We start from the raw sequence: 18583 nt of genomic DNA, 5'->3' as shown, positions 1-18583 counted from the left end.
GGATCGTTCCGCGATCGCTGTTATCCGGTTAAGATTTGCGGCATAGTGCCGCGAAAATGGGCGGCGCCACGCTGGGTGGCCGGAGGGGCTGTTGCGAGTTTTGTTCAGGATGCGTCGCGCCGTCATGGGCGCGAGCGCCATGGCGTGTCTGGGCGCGGCCCTGCTCGCCGCGACCCCCGCGGCGGCCCAGGTGGCCCTGCCCTCGCGCCAGGAATTGGACCCCGCGCGCGCCGCGCCGATCGCGGCCGCGCCGCGCGGCGACCTGTTCAAGGGCGTCGAGGCGGGGCCCTGCGCCTTCCGCGACAGTCCCATCAAGGTCACCCTGAAGGCGGTCGAGTTCCAGGGCGCGACGGCGGGAGCCCTGGCGCTGTCGGACCAGGCCCTGGCCTCGACCTATGCCGAGTTCATCGGCCGCGAGGCGCCGCTGAGCGTGGTCTGCGACATCCGCGACCGGGCCGCGGCGCTGTATCTGCGGCGCGGCGTGCTGGCCAGCGTGGTCATTCCCGAGCAGCGGATCGCCGAGGGCAAGCTGACCCTGACGGTGGTCGAGGCGCGGATCGCCTCGGTGAACTATCACGGCGACGCCGGCCCGGCCCAGAAGCAGGTCGTGCGCTTCCTCGACCATCTGCGCGGCATGGCGCCGTTCGACCTGGACGTCGCCCAGCGTTACCTGCTGCTGGCCTCCGACGTGCCCGGCGCGCGCATCCAGTCGGTGCTCAAGCCCTCGCTCGCCGGCCCGGGCGCGCTGGACCTGGACATCACCGTGTCGCGCGACGCCGTCGACGGCTCGGTCGTGGCCCAGAACTACGGCTCCAAGACCGTCGGCCGCGACCTGACCCTGGCGCGGCTGGACCTCAACGGCTTCACCCCCCTGGGCGAGCGCACCTCGATCATCGGTTACGGCACGCTGTCCAGCGACGAGCAGCAGGTCGTCCAGGTGGTCGAGCGCTTCTTCATCGGCGGGGACGGCCTGGCGGCCGACTTCTCGGGCTCGTGGGCCTGGACCAAGCCGGGCGACGTGCTCAAGCCGTTGGACCTGGAGGGCGAGTCGTTCGCCGGCGGCGTCCGCCTGACCTATCCGCTGATGCGCCACCGCCGCCACAACCTCAACATCGGGGTCGGGCTGGACTGGATCGACCAGAAGGTCGAGTTCGGCGGCGGCGCGGCCGTGCTGACCGACGACAAGCTGCGGGTGTTCTTCCTCCGCCTGGACGGCCACTACGCCCCGGCCAGCCTGGCGGCCAATTCGGTGGCCCTGACCGGCACGGTCGAGGTGCGCCAGGGCGTGCACAGCCTGGGCGCCAGCCGCTATGGCGAGTTCACCGCCTCGCGCTTCCTGGGCGTGCCGGACGCCACGGTGATCCGGGCCGAGGGCGAGATCGGCGGCCGCGCGGGACCGATGATCGGCAAGCTGAAGGTCGCCTGGCAGCACACCGACGACCCGCTGCTGTCCTACGAGGAATACGGGGTCGGCAACCTGACGATCGGGCGGGGCTACGACCCTTCGGTCGCCTCCGCCGACCGCGCCGCCTCGGCCTCGGTCGAGATCAGCACCGTGCCGCTGCCGCTGGCCGGAGGCCGCGCCGCCTGGCGGCCCTACGCTTTCTATGACGCGGCGGAGTTGAAGAACATCGGCTTCGGCGCGAACGAGCTGGACCTGTCCTCGGCCGGGGTCGGCGTCCGCGCCCAGGTCACTTCGCGGGTGGCCTTCGACCTGACCTGGGCCAAGCCGTTCGACAGTCCGTACGGCGTGGGCGACGAGCCGTCGTCGCGCGTCCTGATCTCCCTGTCCGCCGCCCTGTTCTAGCCTGCTGAAAGTTCCGGAGCGTCCCCCATGACCTCGCCGCCGACCCGCCCGATCTCTTTCCGCACCGGCCCCGCGCGCCGGACCAGCCTGCTGGCGGCCTCGGCCCTCTGCGGCGTGGCGGCGATGCTGGCCCAGCCTGCCCTGGCCCAGACCCTGCCGGGCATCCCGTCGGCGGCCAACATCTCGGTCTCCACGGGCGGCTCGCAGCCGGTGATCACCGCGCCCACCGCCAATGACCTGGACATCGACCTGAACGCACCGCGCACGGTGATCAACTGGGCCAGCCTGCACGTGAGCGGCGCCGACGCGATGACCTTCCACTTCGACGCGAACAGCGACATCGTCCTGAACAAGACGACCAGCCAGATCGCCATCGACGCGGGAGGGACCGTCTCGGGCCTGGTCGGCGCCTCGGCCGGCGGCAACATCTGGTTCTACTCGCCGCAGGGCGTGATCGTCTCGCCGGGCGCGGTGATGACGGGCGGCGGCTTCCTGTTCAGTCGCGGGACGGGGATCGTGGACGCCGGCTTCGTCGACGCCGCCGATCCGCTGGCCAACCTGCGCGCCGCCACCAACGCCCTGATCCGGATCAACTCCATCACATCGGCGACCAGCGCCTCGATCGACTCCAGCGGCAACGTCCTGCTCAGCGCGTCCAGCGGCGCCCTGAACGTCGGCATCGCGGCGGGCGCCACGGTGGACATTTCGACCACCTCGGGCTCGATCACCGCCAGCGAGGTCACGGCCACCAGCGGCGCGGCCTCGGTGACGGCCGGCGGCCCTGGCGCCACCGTCAGCGCGATCACGGGCGCGACCGGCGTGACGGTCTCGTCGGACAGCAACACCTCGGTCGGTTCGGCCACCACCACGACCTCGGGCGACATCGTCCTCGGCAGCGGCGGCTCGGTGTCGCTGACCCTGGGCAACTCGGCGCGCGACACCCTGCTCACCGCTCCGCTCATCTTCCTGAGCACCCTCGACACGGGGCGTGACGCCATCCTGACCGGCGATACCGGGGTCACGGTGACCAACCGCATCTTCGCGGGCGACGACATCGAGCTGACCGCGTCCAACGGCGACATCACGGCCGGCGGCGCCTTCCTGAGGTCGACCGGCCTGGGCGCCAGCGACGATGCGCACATCCTCCTGCGTTCCGACACCGGCTCGGTCACCGCCACCAACACGCTCCAGACCCAAGGCGCCGGCGCGCGGGCCGGCGACATCACGATCCAGGCGGCGACGACCGCCAGCGCCGGCTCGACCACCGCCACCCGCGACATCAAGGTCACCGGCGTCACCGCCAGCCTGACCAGCGGTTCGGCGGCGCGGGACATTTTCGTCACGGCCACGACGGGCAACGCCACCGTCGTCACCAACGCCATAGCCGGCGACGATGTCGAGGTCACGACGGTCAGTGGGAACGTCCTGGCCAGCGGCGCGACACTACGGTCGACAGGCGTCGGCGCGAGTGACGACGGCCATGTGTTGGCAAGATCGGTCAGTGGGTCCGTCAATATCGGCACGGCCCAGACCCAGGGGACAGGCGCGGCGCTGGGCAGCGTGGTCATCGTCGCGGCGGGCGCTGCAATTCTGGGCACGGGCGACGCGACCGCGATCCTGAACATCACCGGCGGCTCGGCCAGCCTGACCAGCGGCTCCGCGGGGCGAGACCTTCAGATCACAACCACCACGGGCGACGTCACAGTCGTCACCAGCGCCACCGCCGCCGACGATGTCGATATCACGACCACCGACGGCGACATCCTGGCAGGCGGCGCGACGTTGACGTCCACCGGACTCTCGACCGGCGCGGGCGACGGCCACGTGTGGCTGACCTCGACGAACGGCGCGGTCGCTTTCGGCACGGCGATCACCCAGGGCACGGGCATATCCGCCGGTGACGTCACCATCCTGGCGGGCGGCGCGGCCGCCGGGACGTCGGCCCGGGCGACGCGGGACGTCTCCGTCACGGCGGCGGGCAATATCGACCTGGACTCCGCGACGGCCGGGCGCGACATCACCGTGTCGTCCACGGGCGGCGGCGCGATCCTGGGCGCCGCGGAGCTGACCGGAACCGGCGCGGGCCACGACCTGCTGGTCTCGGGCAGCGGCGACGCGATCCTGGGCGCGCCCGACTTTTCGAGCATCACCACGGCCAACACCTTCAGCCGGACGGGCGGCAACACGGGCACCGCGACGGTCCGGTCGACCACCGGCGACGCCAAGGTCTATCTCGACGCCAGCGCCATGATCGACACCCTGGAAGGCGAGGACGTCGACGTCACCATCAACACCGGACCGGCCTCGTTCGGCACGATCACGGCCAACACCAGCAACATCTATGTCGAGGCGCTGGACGGCGCCCTGACCGTCGGCGCGGCCACGGCGGCCAACGGCGACGTGGAGCTCTACAGCGGCGGCGGCGACGACCTGACGATCACCGGTGCGGTGCACGGCGCTGGCCTGGTCGACATCGAAAGCGATGGACTGCTGCACGTGACCTCGACCGGCTCCGTCAACAGCGACGACGAGGTGGTGCTGGGCGGCGACACGGTGACGATCGCGGGTTCGGTGCACGGCGACGGCCCGGTCCAGATCGGCGCCAACGGCCTGATGGACGGAACCGCGGCCACCCTGATTTCCAGCGGCGACGACCTGACGATCCTCGGCGGTACGGTCGATGTCGGGACGCTGGAGGCCGACGGGATCATCGGGGTGGTGGCGAGCACCGGCGACGCCGACGTCCAGTCGGCCCATGCCGGCGTCGCGGTCACGGTCGCGGCGTTCACCGCCAATGTCTTCGTCGGCTCGGCCGAGGCGGACGACCAGGGCGTCGCCGTGCAGGCGGCAGGCAACGCCGTGGTCGACCTGGCCAAGGTCAACGGCGCCAACGGCGTCATCGTCGTGCAGGCCGACGGCGACGCGACGCTGCGCGCCGGCGAGGCGGCCCTCGGGATCCTGGTCGAGGCCACGGACACGGGGACGGCGACCTTCGGCGCCGACACCGCGGCGCTGATCACCAACGCCAACTACGCCCTGACCGGTCCCAGTTCGGGCTGCGGCTGCTCGCCGGCTCCGGACGGGCTGCAGGTCTATTCCGCGTTCGGCGACGCGGTGGTCAATGCGTACTCGGTCAGCAATCCGATCGTCCTGGTCGCTTCGGGAGAGTTCAACAACGCGACCGTCACCCTGCAGACCGGCGACCTGAAGATCGACGAACTGGCGGGCTACAACATCACGCTCGATGCGCAGGCGGGCACGCTGGAGACCGGCGCGGCCTTCAGCGGCGGGGGCGACTACACGGTCACCGCCCAGGACTTCCTGGGCGACGTGCTGACTCCAACCCTCACCACCGGCCTCATCCACGACGTCACCGTCACCGACACTCTGGGCGACCTGAACCTGGGGACCGCGGCCATCCACGCCGACCGCCGGCTGACCATCGTCGCCCAGGACGGCGCGGTGACCGGTGCGGCGCAACTCTCGGCGGGAGCCGGGCTGGTCAACGGCCGGGTCGACGTGACGGCCGACGCCATCGCCATCGATACGGCGTCGAGCAACGGCTCGGTGTTCCTGGACGGTGGAACCGGCCTGGTGGACGTGGCCACCAGCGTCAGCGTCGACGGGAACTACAGCCTGTTGGGCGGCGATCTCTCGGACAACGCCCTGGCGCCGGTCGGCCTCCAGACCGGATCCTGGTTCATCACCGACCGGGCCGGCGGCTTCGACTTCAGCGGCAAGACCCTGCACTACGGCGGCACCATCGTCCTCGACGTGCAGGGCGTCGTCAACGGCGGCGACATGACCGTGGACGCGGGCAATATCCTTGTCACGGCCCAGAGCGGGCATCTGGGCAAGCTCACCGCCGTGAGTTTCGCCGGGGCGGACAGCAGCGTCGGGAGCATCGACGTGGATTCCATGGCCGCGTTGTCGGTCCAGGTCCGGACCCTGAACGGCGGCACGGCCCGCCTGGGCGCGGCGACCCTGACCGGTACGGGCGCCAACACCCTGGTGGTCGACGCCCTGGCGGGCGGCGCCGCCATCCTGGGGGCCGCGACGCCGGGCGCGATCACGGCGGCCAACTTCGTCACCTCCGCCGGCACGTCCACGACGGTCACCGTCGGCAGCGCGACGGGCGGCGCCGACATCAACCTGGATCACACGACGAACGCCAAACTGACCACGGTCAGCGCGTCGAACGACGTGAAGATCAAGGTCGTCAACGGCCCGCAGGCGATCGGCGCCGTCACCTCGACCAACGGCGCGGTCACGATCAACGGCCCGACCGGCCTGCTGACCGTGGACCAGCTGACGGCGCACTCGACCTCGCGGATCAACGCGATCGGCGACATGCGGCTGGTCGCGGCCGACGCCGACGCCCAGCTGACCTTGCAGTCGCTGGCCGGCGGCGTGCGGCTCGGCGACGGGACGCCCGGCCGGCTGATCGACGTCGGCGGCGGGCTGACCCTGCAGGCCTTCACCGACATCGTGCAGGAGCAGGGCGCGCTGAAGGCCGATACGCTGACCGTGGCCGCGAGAAGCGGCGTCACCCTGCTGGGCGACAACCTGATCCCGAACCTGCTGTCGGTCACCGTCTCCAACGGCGGCTTCGCCTATCATGGGACCAGCGCCTTCATCGTGCAGGGCGTGGTCGACGTCCAACACGGAACGGTGGACCTGCGGTCCGACGGGACGATCGGCCAGAACCTGGCCGGCGTCATCCTGGCCCAGAAGCTGACCGGCTCGTCGGTCGGCGCCGCCAACTTCCGCGCCGCCAACGAGATCGTCGAGCTGGGCGATTTCACCAACACCGGCGGCCTGTTCAAGCTGGTCGACAATCGCGCCCTGACCGTCAGCGGAACCGTGCTGAGCACGGGGACCCTGTCGATCGCCTCGCACGGCGGCATGACCATCGCCGGCACGGGCACGGTGAGGGCCAACGGCGCGGGCGACGCGGTGGTGCTGGCCTCGGACGGGGTGTTCACCAACGCCCGCGGGGCCGACGCGGTGACCGCCGCCAGCGCCGGCGGCCGGTGGCTGATCTACACCCAGGCGTTCGGCGATCCGCAGGGCTCGACGGCGGGCAACACGTTCAACGGCCTGTCCGGCAAGAGCTACTACGGGACGGCCTACGACTTCGCGGCCTCGGGCTTCACCGCGGGCGTCAACAACGGCGACCGCTTCGTCTACGCCTACCAGCCGACCATAACCGTGACGCCCGACAGCAAGATCGTGACCTATGACGGGGCGATCCCGTCGCTTTCGGCGACGGTCACGGGGTTGGTCAACGGCGACCTCTTCACCGACGCCTGGACCGGCGCGCTGGTGATCAACGGCGCGACCAGCAAGAACGTCGGGACCTACACCCTGACCGCCGTCACCAGCGGCCTGACCTCCGACCTCAACTACGCCTTCGCCGCCGGAACCTCCGGCTCGCTGCGGATCGATCCCAAGGCCCTGAACGGCGTGCTGGCGGCCAACGACAAGACCTATGACGGCGCGACGACCGCCACCGGATCGGTCAGCCTGACCGGCGTGGTGACCGGCGACACCGTCACCGCGTCGGGGACCTACGCCTTCGCCGACAAGAACGCCGGGACCGGCAAGACGGTCACCGCCTCGGGCGTGACCCTGGCCGGCGCCGACGCGGGCAACTACACCCTGGCCTCGACCGCCACCGACACCGCCGACATCGCCAAGAAGGGCCTGACCGGCGCGCTGACGGCCAACAACAAGACCTATGACGGCACGACGACCGCCACCGGGTCGATCAGCCTGACGGGCGTGCTGGCCGGCGAGACGGTCACCGCCTCGGGCGCCTACGCCTTCGCCGACAGGAACGCCGGGACCGGCAAGACCGTGACGGCGTCCGGCGCCGTCCTGGCCGGCGCCGACGCGGGCAACTACAGCCTGACCGGCGTCAGCGCCGCCCTGGCCGACATCCTGCGACGGTCGGTGACGGTCGCCGCCGACAACGCGTTCAAGGCGTTCGGTCAGGTCGAGCCGACCTTCAGCTATCGCATCACGGTGGGCGACCTGGCCGCCGGCGACGCCTTCACCGGCGCCCTGGCGCGCGCCGCTGGCGAGAACCCCGGCGACTACGGGATCACCCGCGGGACGCTGGCCCTGTCGGCGAACTACGACCTGAGCTTCATCGGCGCGGTGTTCACGATCCGGCCGGTGCCGTCGAACGACCAGGGCGGCTCGTCGGCGCTAAAGCACCTCAACGAGGGCCCGGACTTCACGCTGGACTGGGATCCCGAGCTCAATCTCACGACCGAAGGCCAAGCCCCCCAGGGCGCCCAGTCTGGGAGCAGCCTGACGGTGGCGGCGCTGCGCTAGGGTGCCGGCGCGCCACCGCTGCACGGCGAGGGCGTCGGCCTTAAGCTTCGCTTATCCGGTTGCACGTCTAGGATGCGTGACATCGGAAGCGGACTGAGATGAAACCCCAGATCACGATCAAAGACCTGTTTTCCTTCGATCGAACGAGTACGGTCCAGGCGCTCGTCCTCTCGGGACTGGGCTGCGTGCTCATGATTCAGTTCGTCTTCTCGCCGAACCATCCGCCGGGCGAGCTGGGCTGGCGTTTCGCCCTCTTCTGGATCGGCCTGGCGGTCTTCCTCGCTTCGGCGCTCTGGGTCGACGGCCTGCGCCGGCGCTTTCGTCTCGAAAACAAGATCGAAGAGGTCGAGCAACGCCTGCAAGAGTCGCCCCGACAGGTCCGGCCGGTCTGGGAGTTGGCTCGCGCGAAATTGGAAGACTATCTCGATAGGAATCTCGCGCAGGTTCAGTTGATATTCCTGCTTACGGTCGCGGTGTCGACGGCCGGCTTCGGCTTGCTGGCTTTCGGCGTCTTCAAGGCCTTCTCCCAGCCTCAGTCGATAGCGCCGGCCGTATTGACGGCGGTGTCGGGGATCTTCGTGCAGTTCGTCGGCGCGACCTACCTAGCGATCCATCGCTCCACCATGGCCCAGGCTGGAGCTTACGTGGACGTTCTAGAGCGCATCAACGCCGTCGGAATGTCGGTCCAGATCCTGGAATCGATCGAGGGCGAGGATCCCGCCGATCGCAATTCGGTCCGGACCCGGCTCACCCAAGATCTGCTCACGATGTACAGCCTCGCCCCGAGGTCGGCGCATAAGGCTGTTCGTGAGCCTCGTTCCCGGCGAGGCTGACCCAATGGCGCCGGGCGACCCGTCGGCCTGACCGCCCTCCAGCGCTCACCCCGGCGTCTGGCCCGCCTTCTCGCGTTCGACGCCGCAGGGGCCGCTGGTCTCCTTCTGGCCCGAGGCGCCGACCGTCTTCCAGGACCCCTGGCCGCGGGTCTGGTCGACGCGCAGCGTCAGGATCAGCGAGGCCGAGGTCATGACCCCTTCCAGCCGATCGCGATCGGCCGTGCAGCTGAAGACCTCGCACAGATTGGGCCCGTACTGCTTGTCGGCCGGCTTCCATTCCTGCAGCAGCCGAGGCGCGACGCGGAAGGTCCGCTCGGCCTGCGTCGTGTTGTCGACACGACAGCGCAAGATCCAGGCGTCGCCCGCCGAAGCCTCGGCAAGACCAGGGGTCAGCAACGTGATGAACAAACCGGCCAGGAGCATGGAGAACCTCCAATTCAACCCATAATGCGCCTCGGTCCCCTCTACGCCTCTTAGGTGAAGGCCTGAGATGAAGTGGATGTTTTAGCCGATGGCGCCCAAAGGCCCGCGGGTGTCTGCTGTTCCTATCGAAACAAACAGTTGGGGCTGTTTGGGGCGGGGGGAAGTCCCTTGGACGGAGGGGCGGAACGATCAAGAAAAACCCTCGTCTCGGTCCATAGGTTGGCGTTGAGGGGCATGGTTTCGCGAAGGCGACCGCGTGAGCGGGCCTGTCCCCTGTGTTGCCGACTGTCGTGCACGGCCATGGCCGGGCGCGACGCGTGTCCACAGGGAGGGGCGTGATGCTGCGTATTCTGATTGCCGACGACCACGACATGGTTCGCCGTGGCGTTCGAAACGTCATCGAGGACCATCCGGGCTGGATGGTCTGCGCCGAAGCTTCCGACGGCCAGCAGGCCCTGGAGCTGGCGCTGAAGGAAAAGCCCGACGTCGCCATCCTCGACGTGTCGCTGCCGATCCTGAACGGGGTCGCCCTGACCCGGCTCCTGCAGAAGGAATGCCCGAAGATCCGCGTCCTGCTGTTCACGATGCATGACGACGACGAGACCGTCAGCAGCGCGCTGGCGGCGGGGGCCCGGGGCTATGTGCTGAAGTCCGACACCGGGACGAACCTGGAGGCGGCGATCTCGGCGCTGCACGTCAACCGGCTCTACTTCTCGTCCCCGGTCTCGGAGCTGCTGCTCTACGCCGCGCTCAACGAACGCAAGAAGTCGCGGTTGGAGAGCTTCACGACCCGCGAGCTCGAGGTCGCCCAACTGATCGCCGAGGGCAAGGTCAACAAGGAGATCGCGCGGCAGCTGACGATCAGCATCAAGACCGTGGAGAGCCATCGGGCGGCGGGCATGCGCAAGGCCGGCGTGCGGACCGCGGCGGCGTTCGTCCGCTTCGCGATAAAGCACAAAATGATCCAGGCCTAGGTCGTGAACGCCCTCGCCTCCGGGTTCGGCCTGATACCCCACCCGCCGTGATCCCGAAACACTCCGTGTGTACGGAGGCCGACGGTGACCAAGCAGATCTTCAGGCAGCGAGGCCAGAACACGACCCGCGCGGTCGCGGCCAATGTCTTTTCGCTCTGTTTTCCGCTGTTCCTGGTCGACGCCGTGCGGCGGGCCCATCCCATGGCGCTGCAGCAGTTCCACCTCCTGCCCCCGGACAGCGCCGACCTGGCGCCGGGCCTTCTGGAGGACGATCCCTGCATCGTCATCGCCAGCGCCTGGATCGACCTGACCGACGGGCCCGTGGTGCTGCACCTGCCGCACACCCATGGGCGTCATTTCGACCTCACCCTGATCGACACCGCCGGCGAGCCGTTCGCCAGTCTCGGATCCCGCACCGACAACGACGGGGGCGTGGACGTCGCCGTGGTCCCGCCGCGCTGGAACGGCGAGACCCCGCACACCCACCTGGCCCGCCGGGCGCCCAGCGACGCCTGCTGGGCGGTCAGCCGCATCCACGCCCATTCGCCGCTCGACCGGCCCGAGACCCTGGCCATCGCCAGGCATCAGTGCCTGAGCTCGATAGGACGGCGGCCGGATCACCAGACCAGCCACATCACCAGCCTGGAGCCGCCGGCCGTCTCGAGCCTGCGGCAGGTGATCGAGCTGGGGCCCGCCGTGTTCTTCCATCGCCTGGACGCGGTGCTGGATCGAGCGCCGATCAGTTTCGAGCGGTCGATGCGGCCGCTGCTCGACCAGTTCCGCCGCGACCTGGACGGGCCGCCGCCGGCCGCCAACTGGTCGTCGGACATGGCCGAGGCGCTGGAGCTGGGGTTCGCGGACGGCCTGGCGGCGATCCGGGCGGCCACGGCCGCGATTTCCGAGACCCGGGGGGTAGGCTGGCACGCGGTGGCCGTGCCGCAGCACGACGAGTCGGGGGCGTCTCTGGCCCAGGCGGGGCGCGCCTATTCCAGCCTCGGCGCGCCCGCGCGCGAGGAGCTGCTGACCCTGGTTTGCGAGCATGACGGCCATGGCCGGCCGTTGCGCGGCGACCGCTGCTCGCGCCTGCGTTTCCAGGCCGAAGCCCTGCCGCCGGTGCGCGGCTTCTGGCGGCTCTACACCCGGCCGACGGCCTCGGCGGACAAGCGGCATGGGATCGGCAACCGCAACGACCTGAGCCTCGACGACGACGGCGCGCTGGACCTGATCATCCACGACAAGCCGCCGGCCGGAGGCGACCTGGCCAACTGGCTGCCGGCGCCACGCGGCGAGATGTGCCTGGTCATGCGGCTCTACGGGCCCCGGGGCGCGGCCCTGTCCGGCGCCTGGCGCATGCCCTCGATCGAGATCGTGGACCTGGACGCCGATGGCCCGGGGCCGCGTCCCTCATCGTCTGAAAAGCCAAACAGGAGGACTCCCTCGTGAGACCACTGCCCTTCGTCGCCTGCTGCGTCCTGAGCGTCGCGGCCGCGACCTTCCCGTCCCTGGCGCCGTCCCTGGCTTCGGCCCAGACGGCGCCCCCGGCGACCGCTCCTCCGGCGACCGCCTCCGACACCGACCTGGTGGCGCCGATAGTCGAGCCCGAGGCCCGCCAGGCCCTGGAGCGGATGAGCGCCTATCTCGGCACGTTGAAGACCTTCGAGATCCGGACCCAGACCAGCCTGGACATCGTCACCGAGACCGGACAGCGCGTGCAGATCGACGGCACGGCCCACTACAAGGTGCGCAAGCCCGACGGCTTCGTCATCGAGGTCGTCACCGACCTGAAGAAGCGGACCTTCTTCTACGACGGCAAGACCTTCACGGTGTTCTCGCCGCAGCATGAATTCTACTCGACGGTCGCGGCGCCGCCGACCACGCTGAAGATGCTGGACCTGCTGTGGGACGAGTACGGCCTGGCCCTGCCGCTCGAAGACCTGTTCCGCTGGAACGAACTCAAGAGCCGGCGGTCGGAAGACCTCACGGGGGCCTTCCTGGTGGGGCCCGCCACGATCGACGGCGTGCTCACCAATCAGTACGCCTTCCGCCAGGGCGAGGTGGACTGGTCGGTGTGGATCGAGCAGGGCGAGCGCCCGCTGCCGCGCAAGCTGATGATCGTCGACCGATCCCAGACCGAACAGCCCGCCTATGTCGCGCGGCTGGCCTGGACCCTGAATCCGACCTTCCCGGCCGACACCTTCACCTACCGCGCCGGCCCCAAGGCCAAGTCCATCCGAATGAGTACGCTCGAACCGACCGGGAGCACGCCATGAAAGTCCGCATCCTCCATCTGATCGCCATATCGGCCGGGGTCTTCGCGTCGATGGCCCTCTATGTCGCCGAGGCCACCGCCGGTCGAGGCGGCGGCGGCGGACGCGGCGGCGGGGCCCGCGGCGGCGGCATGAGCAGCATGAGCCGGGGCGGCGGAGGCGGCGGCTTCAGCAGCCGAAGCTCCTCGATGGGCGGCAGCCGCTCCAGCTATAACCGCGGCTCGTCCAGCTTCAGCCGGCCGTCGACCCAGCCCAGCAGGCCCTCCACGGGCGGCGGCGGTTTCGGCGGCGGTTCCGCCTCGCGTCCGAGCACCGGGGCGGGCGCGGGGGGCGGCTTCGGCGGCGGCGCTTCCGCCGGCACGCGTCCCAGCACCGGAGCCGGCGCGGGCGGCGGCCTTGGCGGGGGAGCGGCCGGCTCGCGACCCAGCGCCGGCACGGGCGCCACCGGGGGCGGCCGGGACACGGCCAGCACCAGGCCCTCCGGCGGCAATCGCGGAGATGGGGGGAACCGCGGCGATGGAAGCCGGGGAGACGGCAATCGTGGAGACGGTAATCGCGGCGATGGAAACCGCGGGGACGGCGACCGCAACACCAACATCAACAACAACACCAACATCAACATCGACGACGGTTGGGGCGGCTGGGACGACCACTTCCACCACCCGATCGCGGCCGGCATGGTCATCGGCGCCACCGCCGCCGTGACCGCGGCGGCCCTGAGCCCCTACTACTACGGGGCGGCCTATTACTCGCTGCCGATGGGATGCGGGGGCTATCCGTACTACGGCGCCTCCTATTATCGCTGCGACGGCTACTACCTGGAACCGCGCTACGAGGGCGACACGATCGTCTACATCACCGTGCCCGATCCCGCTTCGGCGGAGGCGAAGAAGGGTGGGACCTCCACGGCGCCGGTCCCCTCGACGGCTCCGGTTCCCAGCACGCCGCCGGCCGCGCCCGTCCCCACGACGCCGCCTCAGCCCTAGGGGGCTTGAGGCGCTAGTTCTCCGCTCATCCCGGCGAAGGCCGGCATGAGCGGAGAATGGGGTCTAGTGGTTTGGCGCGGCCGCCGGCGGCGATTTCAGGGCGTTGGCCAGCGAGAACTGGCCCAGGGACGCCGTCGGGATGGTCAGGATCAGCTGCAGTCCGATCAGCCAGGTGACGATCGACACGGCGGCGAGGGTGAAACGCACGGAGGTCTGGCGGAACACCTGTCCGATGCCGCCGAAGAACATGGCCGTGGCCAGGACGACGCCCGCGCGGTTGTAGGCGTAGGAGGTGCGGCTGGCCGCTTCGCCCAGGGCGAACTGCGCCTCGGCCTCCCTCTCGGCCCGATCGGCCTCGGCGAAGCCGGGAGGCTGGTAGCCGGCCATGGCGAACGGGGTCGGGGGCGCCTTGGGGTCGTCCAGCGGACGGGTGGCCAGCCAGGCCTCGAACTGGTGGTGGAAGTTCGCCGGCATGCGGGTGCGGTAGAACTGCGCCAGCGCCTCGTTGCCGCGGCTCTTGGCCTCGATCCAGTCGCTGAACAGGTCGATCTGCACGGCGCGGACCATGTCGCCCTCGAACCTGGCCCGCGAGGCCGCGCCGCGCTCGAAGTTCGCGCGGCCGAAATGGACGGTCTGCATGCCGTTCCACATCGCGCCCTGATGGCTGGCCCATGAGGCCATCAGGCCGGCGACGGACAGCACGACGGCGGTCACCGTCTCGATCAGGCTGGCCCTGGCCGAAGCGGTGGCCGCGATATCGGCGGCGCTGTCGTTGGAGTCGGTCTTGCGGACCATTCTCTCTCCGGGTCCCGATCAAAGAACGGCCCCGCACGAATGCGGGGCCAGTCAGGAAGGCCTGAAAAACCTTCTAGTCCACCGTCAGGGGGGAGGAGGGCGGACGATCCAAACTCGCGCCTGGCGAGGGCCGAGACGATCCGTGATTACCCTGACGTCGGGAGCGGAGGCGCCGGGGTCGGCCGTTCCGGGACGCCGACGACGAGAGACGGGAGCCGACCGGCAGGGCGACGACCACGACCGTGCCCTGACCGGGGCAGGAAACCTCGACCCGTCCCTTCAGCTGGGCTGCCCGGGTGCGCATGCCCGCGATGCCGACCCCGGACTCCAGGTTGGCCGGCTCGCCGCGCATCAGGGCCGCCACGCCCTTGCCGTCGTCGCTGACCCGCACGGTCAGGACGCCGCCCTCGCTGACCAGCTCGACGTCGGCGTGCTGGGCGTCGGCGTGCCGGTAGACGTTGGAGAGCGCCTCCTGGACGATACGGTACGCGGCGTGCTGCACGTCCTGCGGGGCCGCGTCGACCGGGCCCCGGGTCAGGAAGCTGACGGTCAGGCCGGTGCGCGCGCCGAAGCCGTCGACGAAGCCGCGCACCGCGCGCGCCAGCCCGTTCTGCTCCAGCCCGGCGGGCTTGATCAGGTAGGACAGGACGCGGATCTCCTTGACCACCTCGCCGACCGATATCGACATGTCGTCGAGCACCGCATTGGCCTTGTCGCCGCACACCAGCGGCCGCAGCCGTCCGAGCGACAGGTTGAGCGCCGCCAGGTGCTGGCAGGTGGAGTCGTGCAGCTCCATGGCGATGCGCACGCGTTCCTCTTCCTGGGCCGCCAGCAGGTCGCGGGCCCGGGTCGCCGAGGGACGTCCCTTGGCCGGAAGGGGCAGGTCGTCGTGCACCGCCACGAACACCGGCCGGGGGCTGAAGGGCAGGGGCGTGATCCGCACGTGGCGACGGCGCGGCGGTTCGCTGTCCGCCACCGTGTAGCGATGGGTGAACGAGGCGCTCTTTCCGGCCAGCAGGTCCCGGACGCCCTGGCGAAACGCCGGCCGCGCCAGGATGGGACTGATCCGTGTGCAGAAGTCCAGGTAGGGCTCGCTCAGTCCGGCCCGACGGGAAGCGCCCGTGCGCCGGGCGGCCGCTCTCCAGGCGGGATTGACGGCGATCAGCACGCCGGCCTCGTTGAGCAGGGCGGTTTCCTGCACCAGCGCCTTGGAGACGGTGGCCAGCAGCCGGGTGGCGGCGCGGCTGGCGGGCTTCAGCACGGAAACCTCGACGGGCCGCGCATCCGACGTCGCCAGGGCCGACCTTGCGCGGCGCAGGATCGCCGTCACCGACGAGGCGAGGCCGTTGAGGGAGGCGGACGGCGCGAAACCGTCGCGACCGTTGAAGATCGGCCCAGGCCATAGAGGCATGGGCAGGGTCTGGTCGAGCCGTTGGGACATCTCGAACGTCCTTCTGTTGGCGTCTACCGACAGATAAGCAAACCGGGGCCACGCCGACGCGCGGCCCCTTACGTCACAAGCGTTACGGCGCGCTCCCCGCGAACTGTCCCGCATCGTTGATCGGCGCCCGGGCCTTCAGCTCGTTGAGGCCGCGAATGCTCAGCTCGGCCCATCGCTCGACCAGTCGCCGGAAGTCCGAGCGGTTGGTAGCGCGGTTGCGCTGGCCGATCGTGTTGTCGCCCGCCAGGCGCCGGTCGACCGCGCGGCCCAGCAGGGCGCCGGTCTGCGAGTCCCGCACCTCGATGAAGTAGGTCGCCTCGCCGGCGTCGTTGGCGAAGGTGTAGGTGCGGCCGGGCTCCATGGTGTCCGGCGCCGAGACGCGGACGTTGAGCACGCCCGTCCGCAGCCAGAGCACGTCGGGGCCCGCCTCGGTGACCACCTGGTAGCCGCCCTTGTTGAACTCCTCGACGAAGATCTCGCTCGCGGCGGCGACACCCTTGGTCACGGCCTTCTGGAGATCCTTTTCGGAGATGTCCCGCGAGATGCCGATGCCCTGGCTGTTGTAGTCGCGACGCCAGTTCTTTTCGAAGGACACCTCGGTGGGGTCGAGCTTGACCTTCGTATAGCCGGTGAACGTCGCGCCTGGCGCGAGATAGACCAGGTCGAAGCGCTTGGTCTTGATCTGGAGCAGGCCGTCCCAGGTGGTGGGCGGCTTGGCGGCCAGGGCGGGTGTCGCGGTGGCGACGACGAGCGACAGGAGCGCTGCTTGGAGAAGCTGTCGATGATCCATTTTTCCGGCCTCGATCTGCTTGAGCTAAGCAGCGCCTTGCTGTCGAGAACCACCATCGGGGAAAACCCTTGGACCCGCGTCGCACACCCCGAGGTGGGATATCAGGATTAGCTCGCTCAGAAGGCGTATCGGACGCGCATGGCCGCCACATCCAGCGATTGCCCGATCTGCACGCCGGCCGGCGGCGTCAGGGGAGCGGGGCCGAAGGGTTCGGGATCGACGGGGCCGGCGGGGTTCAGGCGATCCACCCGCACGTGCATGGCGTTCAGCATCACGCGGATCCGGTCCGAGGGATACCAGTTCAGCGCCAGGCTGAGGATGGCCTGGTCGCCGCCGCGCACGCCGCCGACGGGGGTCGGCGCGCCGGCCTGGCCCTCGTGCGAGTTGGCGTCCATGCGGCTGTAGCGGAAGGCCAGCTCCCAGGCGCCCCAGCCGCCGGCCCGCAAGGGGTGCTTGGTCCTGGGCCGTCCGAACACGGCTCGGGTCTGGTCGAAGCGACGCGCCTCGCCGGTCAGCATCCAGCTGCCTTCCACGTAGAAGCCGAAGAAGCGCGGGTCGCGGGGTGTTTCGCCGGAAGCGCGCTCCACCGCGAAATGGAAGGCTTCGGCCTGCAGGTAGAGATTGCGGCGTCGGGCCGCGAACTCCAGGCCCAGCACCCTGGCGCGGTGGGCGACGATGTCGCCGGTGTCGAGCAGCGGCGTGTCGTCGACCCGCACTTCCGGCGTGGCCATCAGGCGGACGCCGAACCCCCGGATCCGGTCGTCCTGGGCCTTGCCGGGCGACAGCACATAGATCAGCGATCCGCCCACGTGCACGCTGGAGTCCGCTTTCGGATAGAAGGCCCGCGACGTCCGGACGATGATCGCGGACCGGGGCGAGGTCTCGTCGTCCTCGTGCAGCACGGGTCCCGTCAGGCTGACGGCGGTCATCCAGTTGCGGGTCGCGCGCCGCACGGTGATCCCCAGCCGGCCGTCGCCGCCGCCCAGGCCCCGCGCCAGGTTGGCCGCCGTCGCCCGTTCCAGGAACGGATTGGCGTCGGTGCTGGTGGCGTCCTCCATGTTGGCCAGCTGTGGATAGGCGCCGACGATCAGCACCCAGGGCGCGAAGCGGCTGTAGCGGGCCCAGACCTCGGCGATGCGGGCCTCGCCCTGCTCGTCGCGCCCGCCGATGTCGAACATCGCCCGATAGGACAGGTTCTCGCCCCACTGTCCCTCGCCGCCCAGGCGGGCCTTGCGCAGGTAGGAGCCGTCGGTCAGGGCCTGGGCGTCCAGGGTGTCGCCGCTGCCGATCGCGCCGCGCCGGAAGTCGGTCTCCGGCGGGCCGGCGGGCTCCTGGGTGTAGTCGGCGCCGTCGAACTGGATGTAGCCCCGGAAGGTCCACGGCCCCAGGCTGAAGTCCTGGTCCAGCACCGAGAGCAGCTTCAGGGGAACGTACAGCAGACCGCTGGGCGCTTCCGCCTGGGCCTCGGCCGGGGGCGCTTTCGGCTGTTGCCCGGCGGCGGCGGGGCTCGCCTGCGGGGCCGGCTCGCTCGGCGTCTCGCCCGGCGTCTCGGCCGAGACGAGCGCCGCCGCGACGAGCAGGGCCAGGGTCAGACCCGGTCTCCGGCGGCGCGCAGGGAGCGGGCCGCCGTGCCGGCGGCGGCGAGGGTTCGGGCGTGGGACATGGGGAACCTCCGGGTTTGCCGCCACCGTCGGGTGGGCCGCGGGCCGGGGCCATCCGGCGTATTCCCGAGCCGCCGGGGCGTGGACGCCCGAGCCGCTTGGGTCCCGACGCGACACGGCTCGGGGGCGGCGGACGTCCGGGCAATCCACCTGCGGTCGTATCAGGCGCCCACCTGATACTTTCTCCGGCGGGTCGGCTCCTAACCTGACCAGGAGACGCGCGGCATAGGCGCGCCGGTCACCGGGTCCAGGACGAGAGGGGCG

12 protein-coding genes are annotated in these 18583 nt (G+C 70.3%); 7 read left to right on the top strand and 5 right to left on the bottom strand.

Features of this window, described 5'->3' with window-relative positions; all coding sequences use genetic code 11:
* Positions 1-109 precede the first annotated feature (109 nt).
* The 3 genes from AC1DYP_RS05830 (at position 110) to AC1DYP_RS05820 (ending at position 8982) form a co-directional block, all read left to right on the top strand.
* Positions 110-1807, top strand: a complete 1698-nt coding sequence (locus AC1DYP_RS05830; RefSeq protein WP_477045537.1) for a ShlB/FhaC/HecB family hemolysin secretion/activation protein — start codon at positions 110-112, stop codon at positions 1805-1807.
* A 27-nt stretch (positions 1808-1834) separates the two neighbouring features.
* Positions 1835-8149, top strand: a complete 6315-nt coding sequence (locus AC1DYP_RS05825) for a YDG domain-containing protein (protein ID WP_477045536.1) — start codon at positions 1835-1837, stop codon at positions 8147-8149.
* 98 nt (positions 8150-8247) lie between these two features.
* A complete protein-coding gene (locus AC1DYP_RS05820) occupies positions 8248-8982 on the top strand; it encodes a TRADD-N-associated membrane domain-containing protein (protein ID WP_477045535.1) in 735 nt (244 codons plus the stop codon).
* A 45-nt stretch (positions 8983-9027) separates the two neighbouring features.
* On the opposite strand, the gene AC1DYP_RS05815 is transcribed toward AC1DYP_RS05820, so the two are convergent.
* Positions 9028-9405 carry a hypothetical protein gene (locus AC1DYP_RS05815; protein ID WP_477045534.1) on the bottom strand — a complete coding sequence of 126 codons (378 nt, stop codon included), beginning with the start codon at positions 9403-9405 and terminating at the stop codon, positions 9028-9030.
* Between the two features lie 338 nt (positions 9406-9743).
* Between AC1DYP_RS05815 and AC1DYP_RS05810 the strand changes: the two genes are divergently transcribed.
* From AC1DYP_RS05810 to AC1DYP_RS05795, 4 genes are all read left to right on the top strand, one after another.
* Positions 9744-10379: a response regulator gene (locus AC1DYP_RS05810; RefSeq protein ID WP_477045533.1), complete on the top strand. Its 636-nt coding sequence runs from the start codon at positions 9744-9746 to the stop codon at positions 10377-10379.
* A gap of 84 nt (positions 10380-10463) precedes the next feature.
* A complete protein-coding gene (locus AC1DYP_RS05805) occupies positions 10464-11822 on the top strand; it encodes a DUF1254 domain-containing protein (protein WP_477045532.1) in 1359 nt (452 codons plus the stop codon).
* Positions 11819-12649: a DUF2092 domain-containing protein gene (locus tag AC1DYP_RS05800; protein ID WP_477031632.1), complete on the top strand. Its 831-nt coding sequence runs from the start codon at positions 11819-11821 to the stop codon at positions 12647-12649. The genes AC1DYP_RS05805 and AC1DYP_RS05800 overlap by 4 nt, the downstream gene beginning before the upstream one ends.
* Positions 12646-13632: a hypothetical protein gene (locus tag AC1DYP_RS05795; protein ID WP_477045531.1), complete on the top strand. Its 987-nt coding sequence runs from the start codon at positions 12646-12648 to the stop codon at positions 13630-13632. The genes AC1DYP_RS05800 and AC1DYP_RS05795 overlap by 4 nt, the downstream gene beginning before the upstream one ends.
* Positions 13633-13695: 63 nt before the next feature.
* Here AC1DYP_RS05795 and AC1DYP_RS05790 read toward each other — a convergent pair whose 3' ends face one another.
* The 4 genes from AC1DYP_RS05790 to AC1DYP_RS05775 form a co-directional block, all read right to left on the bottom strand.
* The gene (locus AC1DYP_RS05790) at positions 13696-14427 is read right to left on the bottom strand and encodes a hypothetical protein (protein WP_477045530.1); all 732 of its coding nucleotides are present in this window, start codon (positions 14425-14427) and stop codon (positions 13696-13698) included.
* A 73-nt stretch (positions 14428-14500) separates the two neighbouring features.
* Positions 14501-15868 carry a sensor histidine kinase gene (locus AC1DYP_RS05785; RefSeq protein ID WP_477045529.1) on the bottom strand — a complete coding sequence of 456 codons (1368 nt, stop codon included), beginning with the start codon at positions 15866-15868 and terminating at the stop codon, positions 14501-14503.
* Between the two features lie 82 nt (positions 15869-15950).
* Positions 15951-16658 carry a DUF3313 family protein gene (locus AC1DYP_RS05780; RefSeq protein WP_477045528.1) on the bottom strand — a complete coding sequence of 236 codons (708 nt, stop codon included), beginning with the start codon at positions 16656-16658 and terminating at the stop codon, positions 15951-15953.
* A gap of 116 nt (positions 16659-16774) precedes the next feature.
* The gene (locus tag AC1DYP_RS05775; protein ID WP_477045527.1) at positions 16775-18436 is read right to left on the bottom strand and encodes an OprO/OprP family phosphate-selective porin; all 1662 of its coding nucleotides are present in this window, start codon (positions 18434-18436) and stop codon (positions 16775-16777) included.
* Positions 18437-18583 lie beyond the last annotated feature (147 nt).

It is taken from the genome of Caulobacter sp. P1_D6 (assembly GCF_056406095.1).
This window is presented reverse-complemented; position numbering and strand designations above follow the sequence as displayed.

Bases quoted from the DNA above. Each gene is read 5' to 3' on its own strand.
- AC1DYP_RS05830 (WP_477045537.1), top strand. From the start codon at position 110: ATGCGTCGCGCCGTCATGGGCGCGAGCGCCATGGCGTGTCTGGGCGCG.
- AC1DYP_RS05825 (WP_477045536.1), top strand. From the start codon at position 1,835: ATGACCTCGCCGCCGACCCGCCCGATCTCTTTCCGCACCGGCCCCGCG.
- AC1DYP_RS05820 (WP_477045535.1), top strand. From the start codon at position 8,248: ATGAAACCCCAGATCACGATCAAAGACCTGTTTTCCTTCGATCGAACG.
- AC1DYP_RS05815 (WP_477045534.1), bottom strand. From the start codon at position 9,405: ATGCTCCTGGCCGGTTTGTTCATCACGTTGCTGACCCCTGGTCTTGCC.
- AC1DYP_RS05810 (WP_477045533.1), top strand. From the start codon at position 9,744: ATGCTGCGTATTCTGATTGCCGACGACCACGACATGGTTCGCCGTGGC.
- AC1DYP_RS05795 (WP_477045531.1), top strand. From the start codon at position 12,646: ATGAAAGTCCGCATCCTCCATCTGATCGCCATATCGGCCGGGGTCTTC.
- AC1DYP_RS05790 (WP_477045530.1), bottom strand. From the start codon at position 14,427: ATGGTCCGCAAGACCGACTCCAACGACAGCGCCGCCGATATCGCGGCC.
- AC1DYP_RS05785 (WP_477045529.1), bottom strand. From the start codon at position 15,868: ATGTCCCAACGGCTCGACCAGACCCTGCCCATGCCTCTATGGCCTGGG.
- AC1DYP_RS05780 (WP_477045528.1), bottom strand. From the start codon at position 16,658: ATGGATCATCGACAGCTTCTCCAAGCAGCGCTCCTGTCGCTCGTCGTC.